Below are 22,886 nucleotides of genomic sequence, written 5' to 3' on the forward strand. Positions count from 1 at the left end.
TTTTTAACCGTTATCTAGTTGTGGATGACGAGAACCTTTACATAGCCAATAAATGGGAGCAATTAAACCAAAGGGTCTCCATAATTTGGGATTTCTAATCACTGCTGTCACTCCTGATCTCCCTCTGGTCAATAAGTTTACATTGGGTTCCGGGTATTTAGTACCCAACATACCAAATGCTGATGCTGTAAAAAACTCTATGTTCCCCCCTCCCATTTTTTGCCAGGCCTTTAATCTACTACACACTTGGGGAAATCTCGCAGATGCTAGGTATTCTGGTTTGTTTCGGTTTACCCATAGGTCCGGTTGTTCACATTTATTTAATACCAGAGCAATCCTCTTTTTACTCCCCGTTATATCGTTCCGATCTAATAGTAACAAAAACTTATCTAGCCCATTCACATACTCTGAGTCCTTACGTCTACTACTACCATCAACTAAAAATATAATACCATTGGCCTGGACGCAATCTTCTAAATATTCCTCTAGTTGGGAATTGTTTTGGTGCAATAGGTCTCTAAAAAATTCCCCTGAGTAGTCTTTACAACTGACGTTTAAATTCAGTAGTTGATTTTTCTCTTTTAGGGTGATTTGCAGGGTGCAATCTCTAACGTCTGATACGTTGGAGGATAGTTGGGTACTTTCTAGTTCTAGTCCCTGCTCTAGTATGTTTTGTGCTTTGCTGATTAGATCCTGTCCCCCTTCGTCTATGGCTGTTACTGCTTGCACTAAACTTTCAGGGTTGGCATTTGGCCACCTCGCTAAGGATGCCATATAGGTGGTCTTCCCCGCAGTGCGATCGCCTATTAGTCTCACTGAGGCACTATCCTGTGATGTTTTATCTTTCTTTTTGAAGAAGTTAAACATATCCTTGGATCCTCTTACCTGTACTTAACCAATAAAGGGGGGATACTAAACAGTATGGTGACCATCTGTCGGGATCTCTTAAAACAGAATATCTGTCTTTTTTTCCTAGTTCTTCTTTACGGTTGGGTCGAGGATCTTTGTTACCTAAAACTCCAAAGGCGGATATGGCATAAAATTCTAGGTTTTTCTGGGGAATATTGTCTCTTAAAAAGCGTAGTGTGTCTGGAAAGTGAATGGCAAATAGGTCGCTTTCAGGATCTAATCTACCAGGCCATAATTCCCCTCTCTCACATTTACTCATGGCTATGGCTAATCGCAAATTTTGCAATCTTTGTTGTTCATCCATCAGGGCTATAAATCTTCTGAATACTCGTTTATAAAATTTGTCCATCCCTTGTTCCCACTCGGTTAGCAGGATTAAACAACCCTGGGTGTCTGCGCTCAAACACTCGTTTATAAATTCTTCATGTATCGGATCCCTAGAACCAGATTCTAACTCTTTAAAAACTTCTCCTGGGTAGTCTCTTACTGTTAGTTGTAGTCTCTCTAGGTTCCGCCATTTTCTCTTGATTTCAATTAAAAATGAGTAAACTTTTAAATCATCAATGGTTTTGACATATTTCTGGGTGGGTTCTAAAGAAGCTCCCTGTAAAATTATGTTTTCTGCTTTGTCTACTAGTTCTCTGGTTTCTTCATTTAATGTCTTTATCTTAATATTTGCCTTTCTCACGGGTGATCTTGATGTCTCTGGTTGGTAGGCTAAAGCTGCTAAATATGTGGTTTTACCTGCGGCCTGGGGCCCAATTATATGGATATTACTCATACTCTTCCCCTTTTTAGTTCTTTTTTACTTGGGTAAACTTTTTTAAAATGTTTTTTGCCTAGTGTAAAGTTATCTTATTGACCTAAATAACTGCCTAAGTAAATCCAAGGTAGTTCTAATAGACCTCGATGGTAAATTGATGTGATAAAACATTTTACGGATGGACTGCTCATACCTTCACCTAATCTCAGGATTTGGGAATACACGGGACGAAAATATTTTTTTATTACATGTTCATGTCTTTGTTGCCAATTACAGGGACTATTATAAGGTCTATAGGCCAGTTTCTGTCCCTCTTGGGATAGATCACAAAATAAATCGGCTTTGTTAAGACAAATGGCTAAATGTCTAATTTGGGGACACTGGTCACAGAAAAATGTCACCCAGGTTTCAAAACGATTACACCATTGTTGCTCTGTGGGAAATTCTTGGATGTCTACACCAGGTTGAAAGGTCATTCCCCTATGGGGTGGAAGAATGAGTAATATCCCCTCACTCTGACGAATGGGTTCTAAGTAGTCTTTCCACTTGTCAGAATTATCCCTTTGCCAATTTCCCCGCCATACTTCCCCTCCGGTGTCAATCCAGTCTAACTCAACCCTTTTATTGCCAGATGGCAGTTGAACATTCATTTCTAAATACCTTTGATAGGGCTTTAGTGTGTCCGTAGGTTTAGACATGGAGTTTTCATCTAGTAATAATAACTTAAGTTGGTCATAGTCTGGACTGGTAACTTTCACATGTTCATGTCTCGGGTTGGTCAACTCTAGGGCTAAGTGTGTTTTACCCGTTGCGCGATCGCCTATGTATACTACTCCCACAGAGGTAATTGTTGTTAAAGTTGTTAAGGTATGTACATTTAGGTATGATCATACTATAACTCAGGGTATTTGGCGAGGCATATTTTTTTCATAGCTGTGGCTATTCGCAAGGCAAGATACAGCAGTTACGCTTGTATGGAGTTTTGTCCTTTGATAGTGTTGAGTCTCGTTCCTGAGCCCAACCTACATTCAAATTTAGAATTGCTGTAAAATCCTAGAAGGTCTTGCAAAACTAAAATAATTGCGTTAGAAGACGGTTGAACGGTGATATGTGATATACTAAGGAATCTGCTTCTCACTACCTGATGTAATGAGAAATTTTAAACTGCTATTTTAAATTGCCAGTTCGCACAAGTTCTTAGACGTGGGAAACTCCGGTGAAATTCCGGGACTGTGCCGCAGCTGTTGAGCAACCAACGATTCTAGACGCCTTACCTATTGGGTCTCAAGGTCTAAAATCTAAAAATTGTACAAGTCAGAATGCCACCTCTAAGAACCTCCACCTATTCTGTCCCCGCGTCGCACGGAGATTTGTTTTGTTAAGTCCATTTACAGCTTGTCCCGGTCTATTTTATAACACTTTTGCCCAAGATGGCATTCTCTGTCGCATCCGCACCCCTGGTGGCATTTTAAATAGCCAACAATTTCATCTGATCGCTAATATGGCTGACGATTATGGGGGTGGTTATGTTGATATTACTAATCGCGCTAACTTACAAATCCGAGAAATTCAGCGGGAAATAAGTACGGATGACCTGCACACCCTACAAACTTCTGGTATGGCTGCTGTTAATCCCGCTATAGACCATCTCCGCAATATCATGACTAGCCCTACTGCTGGTATAGACCCAGGAGAGTTAATAGATGTTCGCCCGCTCATTCAAGATTGGGAGCAATATATTAATAATCAACCCCAACTAGGGGAGCTTTCAGCTAAGTTTAGTGTGGGTTTTGATGGTGGTGGTAAAGTATCTATCGCCAGTTTTCCCAATGACATATCTCTTACTGCTCTGGATGCTATCTCTTTACTTGTTGAGGGGGGTAGGAAAGAACCTAAGTTCTTTCCTACGGGGAAATGGGGACATCAACTAATATATCCCATTTTTTATTTTTGTGCCACTGGAAAGGAAAATTTTTCCCCAAATTTCTCTCTTTGGTTGACTCCTGAACAATGTATACCCGTGTTGGGATCTGTGGCACAAGTCTATCTGGAATACACTTTGCTCTCTAAAGAATGCTTTGCTAAACGCAAACCCCGATTACGAGAGGTAATTGATAATTTGGGATGGCAATGTTTCTTACATAAAATGTTGGTACTTTTACATAAAAATAGGTTACTTGATTTAGAAGAGATAAGGGCTCTGGAATTTCAAGTCTCCCATGCTCCCTCTCCAAACCTTTTGCCCAACCACAAATTTAACCCTCAAAAACATAACCAGGTTTTCCATCTGGGTATTCATCCCCAAAAACAATCAGGAATGTTTTATATTGGTCTAGTTTTACCTCTGGGGCGATTACAAGCTTGGCAAGTTCGCCGATTGGCTAATATGGCAACCCAATATGGCTCCGGTGAACTAAGACTAACCCCTTGGCAAAATTTACTGATCACTGATATTCCTCAACAACACCTTTCTTGGGTAACTTCGGAAATTAATGATTTGGAACTTGACTACTCACCTACAAACATAAAAAGTGGGTTAGTCTCCTGCTCCGGAAGCAGTGGTTGCTCCGCTTCTGCTACGGACACAAAAACTCATGCTTTAATATTAAGCGAATATTTACAAACCCATATAAATCTAGATTCCCATATTAATATTCATTTCACTGGCTGTCCTAAGTCTTGCGCCCAACACACTGAAAGTGATATTACATTGCTTGGGGTCAACATTGAGCAAGAAAATCAATCTGTCCCAGCATATCAAGTGTATATTGGTAATAATATTCACCGCCCAATTTATGAAAATTTCCCCTTTGCCCAATTACCTCAACTCATGGAAAATATATTCAAAGTATATATACTTAATCGTCTGAGTCCTCAAGAGTCCTTTACCGAGTTTGCCAATCGTTATGATATATCTCAACTCAAGGAGTTTTTCACTCAACTCTCAGTTGAGTGTTTTTAGTCTTGCAATTTTTCTATTTTATGTGTAGTTTATGTATAATTATATACGAGATGCTGGAGAAATATACAAAAAATCTTTTGACATTATCCGCTCGGAAGCACAATTAGATAGTCTCCCGGAGGATGTAGCAAAGATAGCTGTGCGTTTAATTCATGCCTGTGGCATGACGGATATAGTAAAAGACTTAGCATACTCACTAGATGCTGTAAATTTAGGCAAAAACGCTTTGGCTGCGGGTGCACCCATTTTATGTGATTGTCAGATGGTTGCACAGGGAATCACTAAAAAAAGATTACCTACTACGAATGCTATTATTTGTTCTTTGAATGATCCAGAAGTGCCCACAATAGCTAAACGGTTAGGCAATACCCGTTCAGCAGCAGCTCTGGAACTATGGCGATTTCATCTTGATGGTGCGGTTGTGGCTATTGGTAATGCTCCTACGGCATTATTTAGATTGCTAGAAATGTTGGATGAAGGAGTGCCACGTCCAGCTCTGATTCTAGGCTTTCCTGTGGGTTTTGTCGGCGCTGCTGAATCTAAGGCCGCCCTGGCGGAGAATAGTCGTGGTGTGCCATTTTTAACTTTACATGGTAGACGGGGTGGAAGTGCGATCGCCGCTTCTGCTATTAATGCGCTAGCATGCGAGGAAGAAACATGAATTTAAAAGGTCGTTTGTATGGAGTAGGTGTTGGTCCTGGAGATCCGGAACTGTTAACATTAAAAGCATTGCGTTTAATACGTTCTGCTTCTGTTATTGCCTATCAGTCAGCCATAGATAGAGAAAGTATTGCTAGAAAAATTGTCTCTCCCTACTTACCTGGGAATCAAATAGAAGTTTTATATCATCTTCCCCGTGCTCTGGAACCGGAAAAGGCTCAAGATATCTATGATCGGGAGGTTGAACCTATTGGGTCACATTTGGCAGCTGGTCGGGATGTGGTGGTATTATGCGAAGGAGACCCGTTTTTTTATGGATCTTTTATGTATATATTTACTCGGCTTTCAGACAAGTATCAGACGGAGGTGGTGCCCGGGATTTCTTCTTTAATGGCTTGTCCTATTTCTCTGGGTGTACCTTTTACTTATTACAATGATATTTTGAAAGTTTTACCGGGTACCCTGCCCAGAGAAATGTTAATTAGTCAACTTCTTTCCGCTGATGCTGCTGCTATTATGAAGATCGGTCGTCATTTTGTCAAAATCCGGGATGTGCTGCATCAATTAGGACTAAGTTCCCGAGCAAAGTATATTGAACGCGCAACTACTACACAACAGAGAATTGTGCCACTGGATGAGGTAGACCCTGAAGAAGTACCTTATTTTTCCATGATTGTCATACCTACTAAACAAAGACTGTAGGTTACAGATTTAATATGATTAAATCTAATTTAGTATAACTACAGCAAATTAAATCGTGACAATAATATTATGAATGGATTGGAAAAAAACAAAACAAAACCGGTGGTTATAATTCTCAGTCAGAATAGTCTCATAGTGGCAAAACAAATTGTTGGTGTTATACCGGGTGCCAAAATATATGGTTTAGCCAATCGTACCTGTGATGTGGATGTGAGCTTTACTGATTTTGGACATACCCTGGGACAATTATTTGTGACGGGAACCCCCATAATTGGTATATGTGCTGCTGGTATTTTAATTAGAATGCTCGCACCATTAATTACTAATAAAAATCAAGAACCACCTCTATTAGCTGTAGCAGAAGATGGTAGTGCTGTTGTTCCTCTCTTGGGTGGACTAACTGGAGTAAATGAGTTAGCACGGCAAATAGGAGCCGGTTTAAATATAAAACCTGCCATTACAACTACGGGAGATTTAAGATTTCGCACCGCTTTATTATCTCCACCCAGGGGTTATTATTTAGTTAATCCAGACAACGGAAAAAAATTTATAGCTGATTTATTAGCAGGAGCAAAAGTTAAATTACAGGGTATAGCTCCTTGGTTGAGTGGGAGTAATTTGCCCATTGATGACAGGGGAGAATTAACTATTCAAGTTACGGAAAAAAACCTAATTCCCCCATCTAATTGTTTAGTTTATCATCCCCAAACAGTGGCAGTTGTTTTATCAGCGCTTCACTCACAAACACTCAACCACATTCATGAATTATTGGCAAAATCAGAAATTTCCCCTCACGCATTAGCAGTGATAATTGCTCCTCTTACTTTAGCTAATAACTCTATTTTGCAGGATATTAGTGAAACTTTTTCCTTACCGGTGAGATTTCTGAACACAAATCAGATCCGGGAACTAACTGATAAAGGATGCAGTTTTCATGAGGCGGTGGTTGGTGCTAGTATGATCATAAATAATGCCTATCATACATACTTTCATTCACCATTTTCTCCAATTACCCTCAGCATTGCTCACGAAATTATTTCCCCAGAAACTATTGGACAACCAAGAGGAAAACTGGCCATCATCGGTACAGGTCCTGGGGGAATACAATGGATGTCCCCCCAAGTGCAGGAAATTCTCCACAATGCTACTGATTTAGTAGGCTATAAAACTTATATCAATCTCATTGGTTCCTTAGCTGATGGTAAAAACATACATGAATCAGACAACCGAGAAGAAGAATCCCGCGCCAAAAAAGCCCTAGATTTAGCAGCTCAAGGACGATATGTGGCAGTGGTTTCTTCAGGAGATCCAGGTATTTATGCCATGGCTACAGCAGTTTTTGATGTGCTGAGCCAATATGACCAACCAGAATGGCAAACAATTGATATTCAAGTTGCTCCAGGTATTTCTGCTATGCAGGCCACTGCTGCTGCGGTTGGCGCCCCCCTAGGTCATGATTTTTGTGTAATTTCTCTCTCGGATATTTTAAAGCCTTGGGAAATCATAGCTAGGCGAATTACTAATGCTGCTCAGGGGGATTTTGTCATCGCATTTTATAATCCAATTTCCCAAACCAGAACTTGGCAATTGACAGCAGCTAGGGATATATTATTAAAATATAGGAAACCCCATACTCCTGTAATATTAGGACGTAATATTGGTAGACCAGGAGAAATTTTAAAAGTCATAAGTTTACAAGACTTAGAACCTACGGATGCGGATATGCGAACTTTAATTATTGTTGGCTCTTCCCATACTAAAAAAATAGAGTCTCCCCTGGAGAAAATCTGGGTTTACACATCAAGGCGCTACTCAGTATAGTTTAAGTATTTCTTAGGTTACACAATTCTCATAATTACTGTAATTATGTCTAATTAAATGCTGCCAAACCCTTGATTTTTTCCTCATAATCGTCAAACATAAAAGCATCATGTTCCATCCATGATTGTAGCCAACAAAAGTAACAACAAGCCCTGATGTATGTCCGCATTCGCGGACATTTTATTGACCACTTTAATAAAAATAACCTAAAGTTAACCCCAATTAGTCAAAGGAAGGATTACAATCGATTCGGACAGACTCTAACTCTAATAAAGGAGGGCCATAAAAGTATGTCCGACTTGAATCGCGGAATTATGAAGTTTGAGGGTGCAGACTCTCCTAAGCTAGTAATGGTATCTACTGTATTGGTATTAGGTTCTATAGCAGTACTCATTATCTGGGCTTTGGGATCAGCATACGCATTAGGCTAAGTCTATTAAGATTTCGATTAAGCCTGTAGCTTTCCCATACTTTTTAGGCACGGATGGTGGGAGCTACAGGTACTCCCAAATGTGTTGCTGGACTTATCAGGTAAGATTGTAATCTAAGTGCTATGATAAGTCCTATGAGAAAAACATCGGTTTTATGGAAAATTCCCATTGATCCTATTAAATAATCATATTTGAGATTTTGGAGTGGATAATTTCAGTTGTCATACTACTATAATTATTACATTAGTCTACAAGAACTTACCTTGCCAAAACCTAACCTAGTTTTCAAGTAAGAATACATTACACACAACAATAAATATTTATATAATGTCTCAGCTTTGGGGTTTATTAGTTATTTTAATTACTTGTCCACTCTTGGGCGCAATGCCAATAATTGCTTGGATAACCCAAATCATCCAGGGTAGGCGATTAGAACAGGTGGGTACTGGTAATCTTAGTGTGGCAGCAGCATTTTATCACGGAGGAAGAGTAGTAGGTGTTTTAGCAGTGCTCTCGGAAGCTTTGAAGGGAATTGCTGCTGTGTTAATTACTCGCATCTTCTTCCCCCAAGGGTCCTTCTGGGAATTAATTGCTCTCATTGCCTTAGTCATAGGTAGATACACTTTCACCAGGGGTGCAGGAACTACCAATGTGGCCTGGGGATTTTTGCTCCATGACCCATTAATAGCAGGATGTGTCACTTTGTCAGCAGCTATTGGCTTTCTCCTTCTCCGTTCTAGACAGGTAATCCAATTTGGGGTGCTGATTTTATTTCCTGTGCTGGTGGCCTTCCTCCATGGTCAAGACCTCAGTAAAATTATTGCCGCCTTTACTTTGGCTGGTTTAATGGGGTGGATTTATCAACAAATCCCTGATGACCTGGAATTACCACCCCAGGGAGCACAGCTGCCAGTTAAACCAATAATGGAATATTTAAGTGGTAGTAAACCAAATATTATTACCTTAGATGATGTGTTAGATCCCGACGTATTTGGTGCTAAATCCGCTACATTATCACAGATTAAGCGCCGGGGTTACTCCGTACCTAAAGGTTGGGTTTTAGCTCCTTTTGACGATCCTAGTCAGTTGATTAATTTCCTCCAACCATCTCCATTGTCACCCCTGGTAGTTCGCTCTTCTGCTATTGGTGAGGACTCCCAACAGGCATCCGCAGCTGGACAATATACAACAGTGTTAAATGTTACTAGCAAGCAAGGTTTAAGTCTGGCGATCGCAGAGGTTAAGAGATCCTACAATAGTGAGAATGCGGTAAAGTATAGACAGGATTTAGGAGTAAAGGATGTGGGCATGGCTGTACTAATCCAACCTCAGATACAAAGTGTTTATTCGGGGGTAGCATTTAGTCGTGATCCCATTTCTCAACAGGGGGATGCAGTAGTAATTGAGGCTGTGGTAGGAACTCCAGAGCAAGTAGTTTCTGGGAAGGTAACACCCGAACAATATCGTCTGTTTGTGTTGGGGGAAGATAAATTATCTACGGTGCAATTTGAGGGAGAGGGAAAAATTCCTCAGTCATTAATCAAACAAGTAGCCTATCTGGCCAGAAGGGTAGAAAACAATTATTATGGCATTCCCCAGGATATAGAGTGGAGTTATGATGGGCAAACCCTGTGGATCTTGCAAGCTCGACCAATTACCACCCTAGTGCCCATCTGGACAAGGAAAATAGCTGCTGAGGTGATTCCCGGTGTGATCCGTCCCCTAACTTGGTCGATTAATTTACCTTTAACCTGTGGAGTATGGGGAAAACTATTCACTATAGTTTTAGGAGAGCGTGGTTCTGGTCTAGACTTTACCAAAATGGCTACGCTTCACTACTCCAGGGCCTACTTTAATGCTTCCTTGTTGGGTGAAGTCTTCCTGGCCATGGGGTTACCGCCAGAAAGTTTAGAGTTTTTAACCAGGGGTGGGAAAATAAGTCGTCCCCCCCTAGCTTCGACTTTCAAGAACTTACCGGGATTACTCAAACTATTGCAACGGGAAATTGGTTTAGAAAAGCAGTTTAAATTGGATTACTCCCGACTCTTTCTTCCTGGAATGACACAATTAGCTAATGAGTCTTTGGGGGAATTATCACCATCTCAACTCTTGAATAGGGTAGACCAAATTCTGGATTTATTGGAAAAGGCCACCTACTATAGTATTTTATCCCCTTTAAGTGCTGCTATCCGCCAGAAATTATTCCGTGTCAAAGATGAAGAAATTGATCACAGTAGCGCTCCTGAAATATCATCATTGCAATCGTTACAACGTCTAGCCATAGCGGCGAAAGATCTATTACCTGATTTAAAACCTGAAAGAGTTTTTGATCAGTTGGCAGAAACCACTTCAGGTCAAAGCATTTTAGAAGAATTCCAGGAGGTGTTAGAAGAGTATGGTTATTTAAGTCAAGTAGCAACTGATATTGCTGTGCCCAGGTGGAAGGAACAACCGGACTTATTTAAGCAAATGTTCATACAGATCTTAGAAACCGATGAAGTTATCAGTAACCAGGGATCCGCAAAACGCCAACAGGGCAATGTTCAAAATCGTGTCAACTTAAAAGGAACAGTCACTGAAGTTTATTCTCGACTTCTGGCCGAATTACGCTGGACATTCTTGGCTTTGGAAAAGACCTGGTTAGCATCTAATCTATTAACAACACCGGGAGACATTTTCTATTTAAACCTAGGCGAGATTAGACGTTTAGTTGCTGATGCAGATCCACAACTAACGGAACAACTAGTAAAATTGTTAGCCAGCAGGCGATCGCAGTTTGGGCAAGATGGTGAAATTGGCCAAATTCCGGCGGTGGTTTATGGTAACAATCCCCCCTACCCCATGGCTAACAGTAGACCAGTGAATGTTTCTGACCGAGTTTTGGTAGGAATTCCAGCCAGTCGGGGACAAGCCATAGGAAAAGTGAAGATAGTGCGCAATTTCCAAGAAGCAGGGGAAATTAATAAACAGACAATTCTAGTGGTACCTTATACAGATTCTGGGTGGGCGACCATTTTAGTTCGTGCTGGTGGGGTGATTGCTGAAACTGGTGGCAAACTTTCCCATGGTGCAATCGTGGCCAGAGAATATGGTATTCCTGCGGTTATGGATATACATGGAGCTACTGATTTATTACGAGATGGTCAAAAAGTACGCATTGATGGTTCCCGGGGGACCGTAGAAATGGGAAGACTTCCTGAACCAGGATCCAATTGACTTAATTAGCCTTTTGTGTTCCCCCTTCTGACCCTTGGAAGTCCTAAAGCGCTACATTCAGGAACAAGAAAAGCCATCAAGGACGGGGTTTTTAGACCCAAATTTTTGATAATCTATTGTTTAAACTTACATTATTATTTATTATTTAGGTGTAAATTTCTATGGTTTTGCCCATGAGTCGTCTGTCTATTTTCGTAGACGGAAACAACATGTTCTATGCTCAACAAAAAAATGGCTGGTTTTTTGACCCGCGACGAGTGTTAGAATATTTCAAGAACGAACAACCTGAAACAACATTAATCAATGCTTTTTGGTACACTGGTTTAAAAGATCCTCAAGACCAACGTGGTTTCCGGGATGCACTCATTAGTCTGGGATATACGGTACGCACGAAAATCCTCAAGGAATACTATGATGATGTTTCTGGCCGTTATTCACAAAAAGCAAATTTGGATATTGAAATTGTTGTGGATATGTTCAATACCGTCGATCAGTATGACCGAGTAGTTTTATTTAGTGGAGATGGTGACTTTGAAAGGGCAATTGAGCTCTTACGCTCTAAAAATACCCATATTACCGTTGTGTCTACAGAGGGCATGATTGCCCGAGAGTTACGTAATGCTACTGATAGATATATAGACCTGAACGATATTAGAGATCAAATAGAAAAAACCGAAGCTTAGTAGAATTACACCTAATCTAGGCAGTGTCAAAAAGCAACAGTTAGATATGAATAAGGAGTCAGTAACTATGAGTGGGAATCAATGGATCGGTCGAACCGGGCCGAGTCCCTAACCGCCAATTGATAAATTTGCTGGTTATTTAAAATTTAATTATACATCAGCTAGTTTTAAACTATTAATTCTACATTCTTTAAACTGACTCTTACATTCCTTTTAATAAAGTTCAAGGTATTTTAACCTTTACCAATTAGTTAACTTAAAACCAGATCGAAACCAATGAACAATCAAGCGGATAGAATTATCATCTTTGATACCACCCTGCGAGATGGAGAGCAGTGTCCAGGAGCTACCTTAAACATTGAAGAAAAGCTGGTTATAGCCAAACAGTTGTCACGTTTGGGGGTAGATGTGATTGAAGCTGGTTTTGCCTTTGCCAGTCCGGGGGATTTTGCCGCAGTGAGCAAAATTGCTGAGACTGTAGGCTTGCCAGAGGGTCCGATTATTTGTAGTTTGGCTAGAGCTAAACAGGATGATATTAAAACAGCAGCAGCAGCTATTAAACCAGCAGCTAAGGGTCGAATTCATACTTTTATAGCTACTTCTGATATTCACCTGCAGTACAAGTTGAAGAAGACTCGCCCAGAAGTTGTATCTATAGCTCGAGACATGGTAGCATATGCCAGGAGCTTCACTAATGATGTGGAATTTTCCCCTGAAGACGCTGGTAGATCGGACCCAGAATTTTTGTATGAGGTTTTAACCGAGGTGATAGCTGCTGGTGCAACCACGGTTAATATTCCTGATACGGTGGGTTATACCACTCCTGGAGAGTTTGGCAATTTGATTAGGGGGATTAAAGAAAATGTTCCCAATATAAACCAGGCTATCATTTCTGTGCACGGACATAATGACCTAGGTCTGGCGGTTGCTAACTTCTTAGAAGCAGTAAAGAATGGTGCTAGACAGCTGGAATGTACTATCAATGGCATTGGTGAAAGAGCTGGTAATGCTGCTTTAGAAGAATTGGTCATGGGTCTTCATGTCAGACGACAATATTTTAATCCGTTCTTTGGTAGACCTGCTGATTCGGAAGCGCCTTTAACCAATATTGACACCAGACAAATATATAAGACTTCTCGATTGGTTTCCAATTTAACGGGAATGTTGGTACAACCCAACAAAGCCATAGTCGGTGCTAATGCTTTTGCCCATGAATCTGGTATTCACCAAGATGGGGTACTCAAGAATAAACTCACTTATGAGATTATGGATGCCCAGTTGATTGGATTAACCGACAACCAAATAGTATTGGGTAAACATTCGGGCAGAAATGCCTTTAGATCCCGATTAAAAGAATTGGGCTTTGAATTGTCGGAAAATGATCTCAATAGGGCATTTATTCGTTTTAAGGATGTAGCAGACAAAAAGAAGGAAATCTCAGATTGGGATTTGGAAGCTATTGTTAATGATGAAATTAAACAAGTTCCCGATTTGTTTAAAGTTGAATTGGTGCAGGTTTCCTGTGGTAGCAATGCTAAACCCACTGCTACCGTAACTCTTCGCACTCCGGATGGTCAAGAACTGACTGATGCGGCCATCGGTACGGGACCAGTGGACGCAGTTTATAAGGCTATCAATCGAGTGGTGAATGTGCCTAATGATCTGATAGAATTTTCTGTGCAATCGGTGACAGCTGGAATTGATGCTTTGGGAGAGGTAACCATTCGTCTGCGTTACGAGTCCCGCGTATTTTCTGGTCATGCAGCTAATACAGATATAATTGTAGCTTCAGCTCAGGCTTATGTGAATGCTTTAAATAGGCTATATGCAGCTATAAATCAAAAAACAACTCAAGAGGTTACGGCTTAAACGAGAATGGTTAGGGAGTGGTGATTGCTCACTAACTCCTGACTTAAACCTAGCTAAACTAACTAAAAATAGCGATGAAAGCACAAGTATTTAGAGGCGTAAATCAGTTATCCTACGAAGAAGTTCCAGTCCCTAATTTAGCACCAGAGGAAGTACTAGTGCAAGTAAGAGTGGTGGGTTTATGTCAGTCGGATATTAAAAAGATCCGTTATCCTCTGTATGAACCCCCACGGATTTTTGGACACGAAACCGCTGGCACTATTGCCGCAGTGGGTTCTCATGTCAAAGGTTGGAAAGTGGGAGACCGGGTAGCAGTGATGCATCATATACCCTGTATGCGCTGTGCCTATTGCCTGAATGACAATTTTTCCATGTGCGATGTCTATAAAAATATTTCTACCACAGCAGGTTTTAACCCCAGTGGAGGGGGTTTTGCCGAATATGTGAAGGTACCAGGTCATATTGTGGAAAACGGGGGTTTAATCCCCATTCCCGACCATATTAGTTTTGAGGAGGCCAGTTTTGTAGAACCTACTAATTGCTGTCTAAAAGCTGTAAAAAAAGCTCAAATAGCACCAGGACAAACAGTGTTAATTACTGGAGCAGGTCCCATTGGGTTAATGTTTATTATGTTGGTGCAATATTTTGGTGCTAGGGCGATCGCCACGGATCTTTTACCATCCAGAATTGAAAAAGCTATGGAGATAGGAGCAGAAGCAGCATTTGATGCTCGTGATCCAGACTTGGCTAGAAAAGTCCAAGAGCTGACGGGAGGAATGGGTGCTGATGTGGCATTGTTGGCAGTTCCCAGTGATAAAGCCTTTTTTCAAGCCTTGAACTGTACCCGCAAGGGTGGCAAAATACTCTTTTTTGCCGAATTCCCCGACGAGGTGGAAATACCCATTAACCCCAATATTCTCTATCGTCGAGAAATAGACTTAATAGGAAGTTACAGTTCCTCCTATAGGTTACAAAGTCTAGCAGCAGATATAGTTTTTAGTCGCCGCATTAACGTTCAGGCATTAATTAGCGATCGCTATCCTTTAGAAAACTTACATCAAGCAGTGGAGCAGGCGATCGCACCCACAGCAGAAACCTATAAGATCTTAATTTACCCATGAAATGAACCAATTGATTATTGCCAGCTTGTTATCATTCTATCTTGCATTTAACCTAGGTGCCAATGATATAGCTAACGCTATGGGAACATCCGTAGGGTCAAAAGCAGTTACACTCAAACAGGCCATGATCATAGCGGGGGTTTTAGAGTTTGCGGGTGCTGTATTATTTGGGGGAGGTGTGACAGAAACCCTGGGTACGAAAATTGCCCATCCGGAATTGTTTATCACCACACCCAGAACCCTATTGTTAGGGATGATGGCAGTGCTTATATCATCAGGACTATGGCTTCAACTAGCCACCGCCCTATCTCTACCTGTATCATCATCCCATGCAGTAGTTGGTGCTATTGCTGGCTTTACCTGGGTAGCAACGGGTGTAGACAACTTAGACTGGCAAGCCATAAGAGCCATAACCCTTATTTGGGTATTTACACCCATAATGAGCGCCACCATAGCTGGTATTTTTTACAGTATCATCCAGAATTACATATTATCCCCAACCAACTCCCAGCAAAGATTACAGGAATGGATTCCCTGGCTAAGTGTGATTGTTCTGAGTATATTTGGAGCCATAGTGTTAGTTCCCTTAGCGGAACCAATAGCCAGGTTTTTCAATCAACAAGTGGGCCTACAGATCCCTCCACACAGTATTGCCATTTTTACCATTGTACTTGGCATTATTGTTCTGACAATATATAGTTGGAAACAAGTGGAAAACACCACCGGGCAAATTTCAGCATCCCCCATCCACAACTGTATAGAAGGATTATTTGCCAAGTTTCAACTTTTAAGTGCTTGCTTTGTTGCTTTTGCCCATGGTGCTAACGACATTGGCAATGCAATTGCCCCTTTGGCAGTAATTTCCTACATTGACCAAACCCAGACAGTTCCCATTCATGGAATCACCATTCCTGGGTGGGTAATAATTTTAGGAGGTGTAGGAATAGTCAGCGGATTAGGGATTTGGGGTAGAAAAGTGATCACCACCATTGGTCAACATATTATCCCTCTGCAACCAAGTGCAGGATTTTGCGCTGAATTAGCCACTGCTACCACTGTTTTGTTAGCATCTCGCCTAGGTTTACCCGTATCCACATCCCATGGGATCGTAGGTAGTATAATAGGGGTTGGATTAGTGCAAAGTCCTAGTTTAATTAACTTTTCCACCATTCGAGGAATCACCGCAGCTTGGCTAATTACAGTTCCCGTTAGTGCCTTTATCAGTGCTCTAATCTTCATTATTATCCGGATTATCTGAAATCTCACGAGAAATCTTGGGATATATTTTGAGTATATTGGGCGAGTTTTGCAATATTTGTTAGTAAAAAATAGAACCCCGACTTACAAATATGACAAATAATAGGTGATAAGTGATAATGACAAAAAACTAATAACTCTTCAAGGTGTTAGAGGTGAGAAACTAATGGGGCGACTTGAAAAGCGACCAGAAAACCAACGCAGTAGAAATGACCTATCTAGGTCAGCAGAAAACGCCCTTTGGGACATGGTGGAGGATTTAGAAAATCTCCAACAGAATGTTCTACGAGCTTTACAGGATGATGTGAAGCGGTTAGAAGGTGAGAAAAGTCGTTTAGCTAAGGATATTGAAAGATTAACAGAAGAAAAGGAAAAATTACAACAAACACGACAAATTAGCGAACAACAAGTTTTAATTCGCCAACTAGCGGAAGTTTTGTCCAAGCACATATCTTCTCAATTGCAGTCTTCGTTAAAGATTTTGGTTAGTCAAGCACAGTTAGTAGGGACAGAATCTTCTGACCAAGTAGCCATGAAATGGGCAGAAGTTAATGCCAAAATAGCTGGTCAGATAAGTGAGAATATTACGGAGATAGTTAACAATTTAGATAATAATTTGACAATCGCTTTCAGTTCCCTACAGGAAGAATTAAAGAATTATCAAAGTCATCTTTCCCAACAGTTTTTAAAAATCTATGATCAACAACGACAAGGAGAACAAATTCTAACAGCTTATGTTAGTCGGTTACAAACCGAGTTAGACAAAGCTAAGCAAATAAATTCTCAGGTGTTTGTGACGGGAGGATCGCCAACCGTACTACAGCTGGGACAGACTCAGCACAGGAATGGATTTTTGCCCAAATCTCCAGAGCAAACAGAGCAAATTGTTACCGAGCCAATTGCTTTGGCAACGGAATCGCCACAGGAGCAAGATTCCATTCTAGAATCAGTGCTAGAAAGTTCAATTGTGCTTGCACCACAATCACCACCTCAAGAATTATCGAAGGATGTGTCAGCTCCCCAAAGCTCCCATTCTTCAACTCCAGAGTTAATACTTGACAGCACAGTTAACATAGAATCACCCCCTGAACAAGTCGAGGAAGTAACCGCTTCAATTCCTGATAGTTTAGTAAACAAAACCACTACCCATTTCTCTGTAGATACCATCATAAGTACGCCATATACGCCCATAAACACTCCCATAAATACAGCATATCAAGAACCCACTTTTGAACGAAAATTGCCCAAAAATAATAGACATGTCTCATCATTACAAATAGGGTTTCTGTGGTTAGGTTTATACACAATTGTCTGCTCCCTTTATAACGTAATCATCCGGGCATTTTTCTGGGAGGGTTCTCAACTTTTGGGAGAGTTCCAGAGAGAAGGTCTACTATTACCAACCTTGGGTAATATTTTCCTTTTATTAATGCTGAGATTGCTAGTAGTTCTACCCTTAATGTTGCTTTTGGGTCCTACTTTGCATCCACCAATTTGGCAAGAACTTAAAAATCTGTTTCGGAAAACTAACAGGAATAATAGCAAACATACCACAGGAAAACAATTATTAATCCTATCAGTTTTAAGTGGTGGGTGTCTATTCTTATCTGAGTTGTTTATTTACGTTGCTATTAGTCAGCTAACCGTAGGGGTAGCCATGAGTTTATTTTTTGTCTATCCCCTGGTGACCGGAATATTGGCTTGGTTCCTCTTGAGCGAACGTCCTAGTCCAGTGAAGATTGGTGCTATTTTCGGTATCCTAGGCGGTCAATTGTTCATCCTCAGTACCACTATCAACACCCTGGCAAGTATTTCCGCAATTCTTTCCGGAATAGCCTTTGGCAGCTACGTAATTATTTCTAGGTTGTCTGCATCTGCAATACATCCTATTTCTTTTGGTTTTCTTAACTTCGCTACTATGTTACTACTAAGCTTTCTTTGCCTATTAGTACCATTACCAGCTGACTGGAATATCGTACTGAAATCATCTGGGTTCTTAGAATTATTACTGGGCGCTTTTATGTTAGCTGTTCTCACCCTTAGTGCCTGGTTGTTAAAAAGTTTAGGCACTAACAAGCTGGGATCACATTTTTATACTCTGTTTAGATCTTTTATTCCCATTTCTACTGTGGTCTTGGCCGGACTAATGATTCGAGAAAATTTGGATTTATCCCAGATGATAGGAGTTATACTGGTTACAGGTGGAACAGCGGTTATTAGCTGGGAGAAAATGCACAATCGACCCAAAATCACTGAGCCCTAAGATTTAATCTTGTAAACACGTAAGATCATTGACCGAACGAGGTTTTAAAGTTATTTTAAGGCTCCTATTCCCAGACATAGAACCCAAAAACTAGAAACAACAAAATTTTGTCTAAAATTTTGGTAAAATCATGGAAGTTTAGCAAATCTTTCATCTGGTTGAAGACAAAAATTTAATTTTGTTGTACAATCGCTAGGTTGAATTCAATCACCAACTGTTTTGTAAACGTGTCACTCACTTGTCTGTAAATATGAATAACGACATAGATCTGATCAAACGTCTTGGTCCAAGTGCAATGGATCAGATCATGCTTTATCTGGCTTTCAGTGCCATGCGCACGAGTGGACATAGGCATGGGGCGTTTTTGGATGCAGCAGCAACGGCGGCAAAGTGTGCAATTTACATGACCTATTTAGAGCAGGGGCAAAACCTGCGCATGACTGGTCATTTGCACCATTTGGAGCCTAAACGAGTCAAAATCATTGTGGAAGAAATCAGGGAGGCCCTGACAGAAGGTAAGTTGCTGAAAATGCTAGGTTCTCAAGAACCTCGTTATTTGATTCAATTACCCCATGTGTGGATGGAAAAATACTCCTGGCAACCTGGAAAATCTCGCATTCCCGGTTCAAGTCTCACAACTGAAGAGAAAAAACAGATTGAGCGCAAATTACCCGCAAATCTGCCTGATGCTCAGTTGGTAACTTCCTTTGAATTTTTAGAGCTAATTGAATTCCTCCACAAACGCTCTCAAGAAGAGTTGCCACAGCACCACCAAATGCCTTTAAGCGAAGCTCTTGCAGAACACATCAAGCGCCGACTAATCTACTCGGGTACGGTTACCCGAATTGACTCTCCCTGGGGGATGCCATTTTATGTCCTGACTCGTCACTTTTATGCTCCAGCGGATGACCAGGAGCGTACTTATACGATGATTGAAGATACTGCTCGTTATTTTCGCATGATGAAAGACTGGGCAGAAAGAAAAAGTCATGCTATGCGTGCTGTAGAAGAGTTAGACATAGCTCCGGAAAAAATTCAAGCTGCCATGGATGAGTTGGATGAAATTATCCGGGTGTGGGCAGATAGATACCATCAGGAGGGTGGTAAACCCGTAGTTTTACAAATGGCTTTTGGTCAACAAGATGATTAGATTGTCAATAGCCATGGTTGTGAAAGTCTCCGACCCAGAAGGTCGGAGATCTTTGTTTTTGTAGTACAACTTGCTACCTAGCTAGTATCAAGACTATAATATCAAAAAAATAAGTCATCATGTGACTCGATTTTCTCTAGTTCTTGGCTAATTGCTAGAATTTATGTGATAATGGATTGTTTAGGTAAAGTTTAAACAGGATTAGATAAGGAAACTCATGTCTCGATATAGAGGTCCGCGCCTCAGAATTGTGCGCCGTCTGGGGGAATTACCAGGATTAACTCGCAAAAGTGCCAGACGTGCTTACGCACCCGGGCAACACGGTCAAAATCGTAAGAAAAGATCTGAGTATGCTATCCGTCTGGAGGAAAAGCAAAAACTCCGATTGAATTACGGTTTGACAGAAAAGCAAATGTTACGCTATGTTCGCAAGGCCAGACGAGTAACTGGATCTACTGGACAAGTGTTACTTCAGTTATTGGAGATGCGCTTGGACAACACGGTTTTTCGATTGGGAATGGCCCCCACCATCTCAGCAGCAAGACAATTAGTCAGTCACGGTCATGTGACGATAAATGGAAGGGTGGTCAACATTGCCAGTTATCAATGTCGTCCGGGAGAGGAAATTGGTGTTAGAGATAAGGAAGCATCCAGAAAACTGGTAGAAAATAATTTGCAGTATCCTGGATTGGCTAATCTTCCTAATCATCTGGAATTCGATAAGAACAAGTTGACTGGCAAGGTCAATAGTGTGATTGAGCGGGAATGGGTGGCACTGCAGGTGAATGAACTGCTGGTTGTGGAATACTATTCACGTCAGGCATAATTTGCCTTTTGGCTTTTGAGGCTATCCAAAACTACTTAGGATAAGTAGTTTTGGTGCTTGCTCTATCCCCCAATTTGGGACATGGTACGACTGTAAGTGCCAAGTGTACCCGGATTCCTCTCTTTAAAGTTAATTTCTGACTTCAGGTGTAATAACTCCCTTACTTGTTGTTGTAATTGCTCTATGGTCTGACCCGATCGCAGGGCTGTTTTTAGGTCTATTTGTCCAGATTCATTCAATAAACAAGGACGCAACCAACCATCAGCGGAAAGACGCACCCGGTTACAGCGATCGCAAAAGCATTCAGACATCTGACTGATAAAACCTAGGGTTCCCTTGGCTCCGGGAATTTGAAATACATCCGCAGGTCCGTTACCATGAACCTGTGATTCTGTCAAACCCCAGCGCTGACGAATCTGATCTCGTAACTGTGCGGAAGATATCCAACCGCGATCGCTAAATAGAGTGTTGTTACCAATGGGCATAAACTCAATGAATCTAACATGCCAGTTATTGTCCAGGGTTAGAGCAGCTAGGCTGGGAATTTCATGGTCATTGACACCTGGAATGACCACTACGTTTAACTTTAAGGGATTAAATCCAACCTTGTCAGCGGATTGAATACCATGCCAAACTTGTTCCCAACCCTGAGGACGATGATGTCCGATAATTAAATTAAAGGTATTGGGGTTCAGGGAATCTAAACTAATATTAATTCTGGTTAGTCCTGCATTATAGAGATCCTGTGCTAGGGGGGCTAATAAAAAACCATTGGTGGTCATGGATAAATCTTGGGTTTGGGGGAGATGGGCAATTTTATTTACCAAGTCCACCACTCCGGGACGGAGTAGGGGTTCACCGCCAGTTAAACGAAACCGGTTGAATCCCACAGGAATAAATACATCTTTAATTAGGGTTAATAGTTCATCATTGGTTAACAGTTGTTTTTTGAGAATATAGTTTAGTTCCGTATCATCTGGCATACAGTAGACACAACGAAAATTACAGCGATCTATTAAACTAATACGTAAATAGTTGATATGGTTCATTTTTGTTTAGTCGAGTTTTGATACTTTTTATTTTCCCAGGCTCGAGAATTTTGACAACATAGTCAGCTATAATTTCCAAATATACGTAAATTTTTATCCATATTTATTGATTGTGCAAGATACCGACCCTATGAATAACCTTGCAGCTGTACTGCAACAACCTGTAGATTTAGACTTTGAAATACCAGATCCAGAAGATGAAGAAATTGACGAAACTGACTTTTTAGAGAGGTTAGAGGTAGTTTGGCAGGTATGTGACCGTTTTGACCTCCAGACAGAAATCTGGCGGGGTCGGATTTTACGTGCCATCCGTGACCGAGAAAAAAAAGGTGGAGACAGTAGGGGAACTGGGTTTCTCCAATGGTTAAAAGAAAGGGAAATTAGCAAAAGTCAAGCATATAACTGGATTCAACTGGCTAATAGTGCTGATACTTTAATACAAAATGGTAAGCTCGAGCCCAGTAAAGTCAATAATTTTAGCAAACGGGCTTTTGTGGAAACTGCTAAAGCAACCCCAGAGGTACAGCAAATGGTCAGTGAAGCAGCTCAAAAAGGCGATCGCATTACTCGTCGAGAAGTTCGTCAATTGACTGATGAATGGACTGCCATGTCCTCGGAATTATTACCTACACCAGTGAGGGAGAAAGCTGCGGATAATAGCCTTCCTGCTAGGTATATAGCTCCCCTAGTTAAGGAAATGGAGAAACTACCAGAATCACATCAGAAGGTCTTACAAAGAGAAATAGAGGTGAGTCCTGATGTGGACACTTTAAAGCAGGCAACAACAGAGGCTAGACAGTTAGCTAGATATCTCAAATCAGCAGCTCAAGTTCAAGCGTTAGCAGAGGAGAATGTGGATATCGAAATTGCTTTGGAAGAAGCGCAAAGAGTTGGGTGTTTAAGTGTTGCTGCTGACCTGGTGAATCAAGCGTCCCAAATGGAGCAAAATATAGCTAAGTTGTATTTGGTCTGGAAACGGATTAGTAATTTGGCTGATAGATTATATGTTGATACGGGGGCAAGTACACCTAACTTACGTTCTCTGCTTGGTTGTATTGAACCCCTAGGTGGTGAAATGATGGAAATCAAACTTAATGGCGCTACTGAGCATACCATTAGACTACAGATTCAGGAAACAGATTAGAGGAAAAAATGGGGATTAAGGCGATTAAAACGCTATAGTTTTAGAGAAGAGTCGTTGAGA

General features: G+C 41.0%; 17 protein-coding genes. 13 read left to right on the plus strand and 4 right to left on the minus strand.

Features of this window, described 5'->3' with window-relative positions:
- Positions 1-3 precede the first annotated feature (3 nt).
- The 3 genes from IAR63_RS07900 to IAR63_RS07910 form a co-directional block, all read right to left on the minus strand.
- On the minus strand, positions 4-867 hold the full coding sequence (locus IAR63_RS07900) for a TRAFAC clade GTPase domain-containing protein (RefSeq protein ID WP_187707191.1): 864 nt from the start codon (positions 865-867) through the stop codon (positions 4-6).
- The gene (locus IAR63_RS07905; protein WP_187707192.1) at positions 860-1,690 is read right to left on the minus strand and encodes a hypothetical protein; all 831 of its coding nucleotides are present in this window, start codon (positions 1,688-1,690) and stop codon (positions 860-862) included. The genes IAR63_RS07900 and IAR63_RS07905 overlap by 8 nt, the downstream gene beginning before the upstream one ends.
- Before the next feature lie 74 nt (positions 1,691-1,764).
- Positions 1,765-2,511 carry a TRAFAC clade GTPase domain-containing protein gene (locus tag IAR63_RS07910; RefSeq protein ID WP_096543484.1) on the minus strand — a complete coding sequence of 249 codons (747 nt, stop codon included), beginning with the start codon at positions 2,509-2,511 and terminating at the stop codon, positions 1,765-1,767.
- A 536-nt stretch (positions 2,512-3,047) separates the two neighbouring features.
- Between IAR63_RS07910 and IAR63_RS07915 the strand changes: the two genes are divergently transcribed.
- From IAR63_RS07915 to rpsD, 12 genes are all read left to right on the plus strand, one after another.
- On the plus strand, positions 3,048-4,634 hold the full coding sequence (locus IAR63_RS07915) for a hypothetical protein (protein WP_187707193.1): 1,587 nt from the start codon (positions 3,048-3,050) through the stop codon (positions 4,632-4,634).
- 31 nt (positions 4,635-4,665) lie between these two features.
- Positions 4,666-5,295 carry a precorrin-8X methylmutase gene (locus IAR63_RS07920; RefSeq protein ID WP_115538548.1) on the plus strand — a complete coding sequence of 210 codons (630 nt, stop codon included), beginning with the start codon at positions 4,666-4,668 and terminating at the stop codon, positions 5,293-5,295.
- On the plus strand, positions 5,292-5,996 hold the full coding sequence (locus IAR63_RS07925) for a precorrin-2 C(20)-methyltransferase (RefSeq protein WP_187707194.1): 705 nt from the start codon (positions 5,292-5,294) through the stop codon (positions 5,994-5,996). The genes IAR63_RS07920 and IAR63_RS07925 overlap by 4 nt, the downstream gene beginning before the upstream one ends.
- A gap of 69 nt (positions 5,997-6,065) precedes the next feature.
- Positions 6,066-7,817, plus strand: coding sequence for a precorrin-3B C(17)-methyltransferase (cobJ, locus tag IAR63_RS07930; protein ID WP_187707195.1), 1,752 nt, complete (start codon positions 6,066-6,068; stop codon positions 7,815-7,817).
- A gap of 758 nt (positions 7,818-8,575) precedes the next feature.
- Entirely contained in the window at positions 8,576-11,464 is a 2,889-nt protein-coding gene (locus tag IAR63_RS07935) for a glycerol-3-phosphate acyltransferase (RefSeq protein WP_187707196.1), read from the plus strand.
- 161 nt (positions 11,465-11,625) lie between these two features.
- Entirely contained in the window at positions 11,626-12,147 is a 522-nt protein-coding gene (gene labA / locus IAR63_RS07940; RefSeq protein ID WP_006278855.1) for a low amplitude/bright protein LabA, read from the plus strand.
- A 276-nt stretch (positions 12,148-12,423) separates the two neighbouring features.
- Complete coding sequence (locus IAR63_RS07945; RefSeq protein ID WP_187707197.1) at positions 12,424-14,016, plus strand: 2-isopropylmalate synthase; 1,593 nt, start codon at positions 12,424-12,426, stop codon at positions 14,014-14,016.
- A gap of 74 nt (positions 14,017-14,090) precedes the next feature.
- Positions 14,091-15,137, plus strand: coding sequence for a zinc-dependent dehydrogenase (locus IAR63_RS07950; RefSeq protein ID WP_187707198.1), 1,047 nt, complete (start codon positions 14,091-14,093; stop codon positions 15,135-15,137).
- 10 nt (positions 15,138-15,147) lie between these two features.
- Positions 15,148-16,395, plus strand: coding sequence for an inorganic phosphate transporter (locus tag IAR63_RS07955; protein ID WP_187707406.1), 1,248 nt, complete (start codon positions 15,148-15,150; stop codon positions 16,393-16,395).
- A 165-nt stretch (positions 16,396-16,560) separates the two neighbouring features.
- The gene (locus tag IAR63_RS07960) at positions 16,561-18,657 is read left to right on the plus strand and encodes a DMT family transporter (protein WP_187707199.1); all 2,097 of its coding nucleotides are present in this window, start codon (positions 16,561-16,563) and stop codon (positions 18,655-18,657) included.
- 250 nt (positions 18,658-18,907) lie between these two features.
- Positions 18,908-19,807 (plus strand): heterocyst differentiation master regulator HetR, encoded by a 900-nt coding sequence (gene hetR / locus IAR63_RS07965; protein ID WP_187707200.1) that lies wholly within the window; start codon positions 18,908-18,910, stop codon positions 19,805-19,807.
- 217 nt (positions 19,808-20,024) lie between these two features.
- Complete coding sequence (gene rpsD / locus IAR63_RS07970; protein ID WP_096543502.1) at positions 20,025-20,633, plus strand: 30S ribosomal protein S4; 609 nt, start codon at positions 20,025-20,027, stop codon at positions 20,631-20,633.
- Positions 20,634-20,695: 62 nt separating this feature from the next.
- On the opposite strand, the gene moaA is transcribed toward rpsD, so the two are convergent.
- The gene (gene moaA, locus IAR63_RS07975; RefSeq protein WP_187707201.1) at positions 20,696-21,682 is read right to left on the minus strand and encodes a GTP 3',8-cyclase MoaA; all 987 of its coding nucleotides are present in this window, start codon (positions 21,680-21,682) and stop codon (positions 20,696-20,698) included.
- 130 nt (positions 21,683-21,812) lie between these two features.
- Here moaA and IAR63_RS07980 point away from each other — a divergent pair, with 130 nt between their 5' ends.
- Positions 21,813-22,826: a hypothetical protein gene (locus tag IAR63_RS07980; protein WP_187707202.1), complete on the plus strand. Its 1,014-nt coding sequence runs from the start codon at positions 21,813-21,815 to the stop codon at positions 22,824-22,826.
- The last annotated feature ends 60 nt before the right edge of the window (positions 22,827-22,886 follow it).

The sequence above is a fragment of the Cylindrospermopsis curvispora GIHE-G1 genome (assembly GCF_014489415.1).
Classification (GTDB): domain Bacteria; phylum Cyanobacteriota; class Cyanobacteriia; order Cyanobacteriales; family Nostocaceae; genus Raphidiopsis; species Raphidiopsis curvispora_A.

What these genes read in the sequence shown, in the direction of transcription:
- moaA (WP_187707201.1), bottom strand. Translation starts at nt 21,682, where the DNA reads ATGAACCATATCAACTATTTACGTATTAGTTTAATAGATCGCTGTAAT.
- IAR63_RS07935 (WP_187707196.1), top strand. Translation starts at nt 8,576, where the DNA reads ATGTCTCAGCTTTGGGGTTTATTAGTTATTTTAATTACTTGTCCACTC.
- IAR63_RS07900 (WP_187707191.1), bottom strand. Translation starts at nt 867, where the DNA reads ATGTTTAACTTCTTCAAAAAGAAAGATAAAACATCACAGGATAGTGCC.
- IAR63_RS07980 (WP_187707202.1), top strand. Translation starts at nt 21,813, where the DNA reads ATGAATAACCTTGCAGCTGTACTGCAACAACCTGTAGATTTAGACTTT.
- rpsD (WP_096543502.1), top strand. Translation starts at nt 20,025, where the DNA reads ATGTCTCGATATAGAGGTCCGCGCCTCAGAATTGTGCGCCGTCTGGGG.
- cobJ (WP_187707195.1), top strand. Translation starts at nt 6,066, where the DNA reads ATGAATGGATTGGAAAAAAACAAAACAAAACCGGTGGTTATAATTCTC.
- labA (WP_006278855.1), top strand. Translation starts at nt 11,626, where the DNA reads ATGGTTTTGCCCATGAGTCGTCTGTCTATTTTCGTAGACGGAAACAAC.
- IAR63_RS07945 (WP_187707197.1), top strand. Translation starts at nt 12,424, where the DNA reads ATGAACAATCAAGCGGATAGAATTATCATCTTTGATACCACCCTGCGA.
- IAR63_RS07920 (WP_115538548.1), top strand. Translation starts at nt 4,666, where the DNA reads ATGTATAATTATATACGAGATGCTGGAGAAATATACAAAAAATCTTTT.
- IAR63_RS07905 (WP_187707192.1), bottom strand. Translation starts at nt 1,690, where the DNA reads ATGAGTAATATCCATATAATTGGGCCCCAGGCCGCAGGTAAAACCACA.
- IAR63_RS07925 (WP_187707194.1), top strand. Translation starts at nt 5,292, where the DNA reads ATGAATTTAAAAGGTCGTTTGTATGGAGTAGGTGTTGGTCCTGGAGAT.
- hetR (WP_187707200.1), top strand. Translation starts at nt 18,908, where the DNA reads ATGAATAACGACATAGATCTGATCAAACGTCTTGGTCCAAGTGCAATG.
- IAR63_RS07960 (WP_187707199.1), top strand. Translation starts at nt 16,561, where the DNA reads ATGGGGCGACTTGAAAAGCGACCAGAAAACCAACGCAGTAGAAATGAC.
- IAR63_RS07950 (WP_187707198.1), top strand. Translation starts at nt 14,091, where the DNA reads ATGAAAGCACAAGTATTTAGAGGCGTAAATCAGTTATCCTACGAAGAA.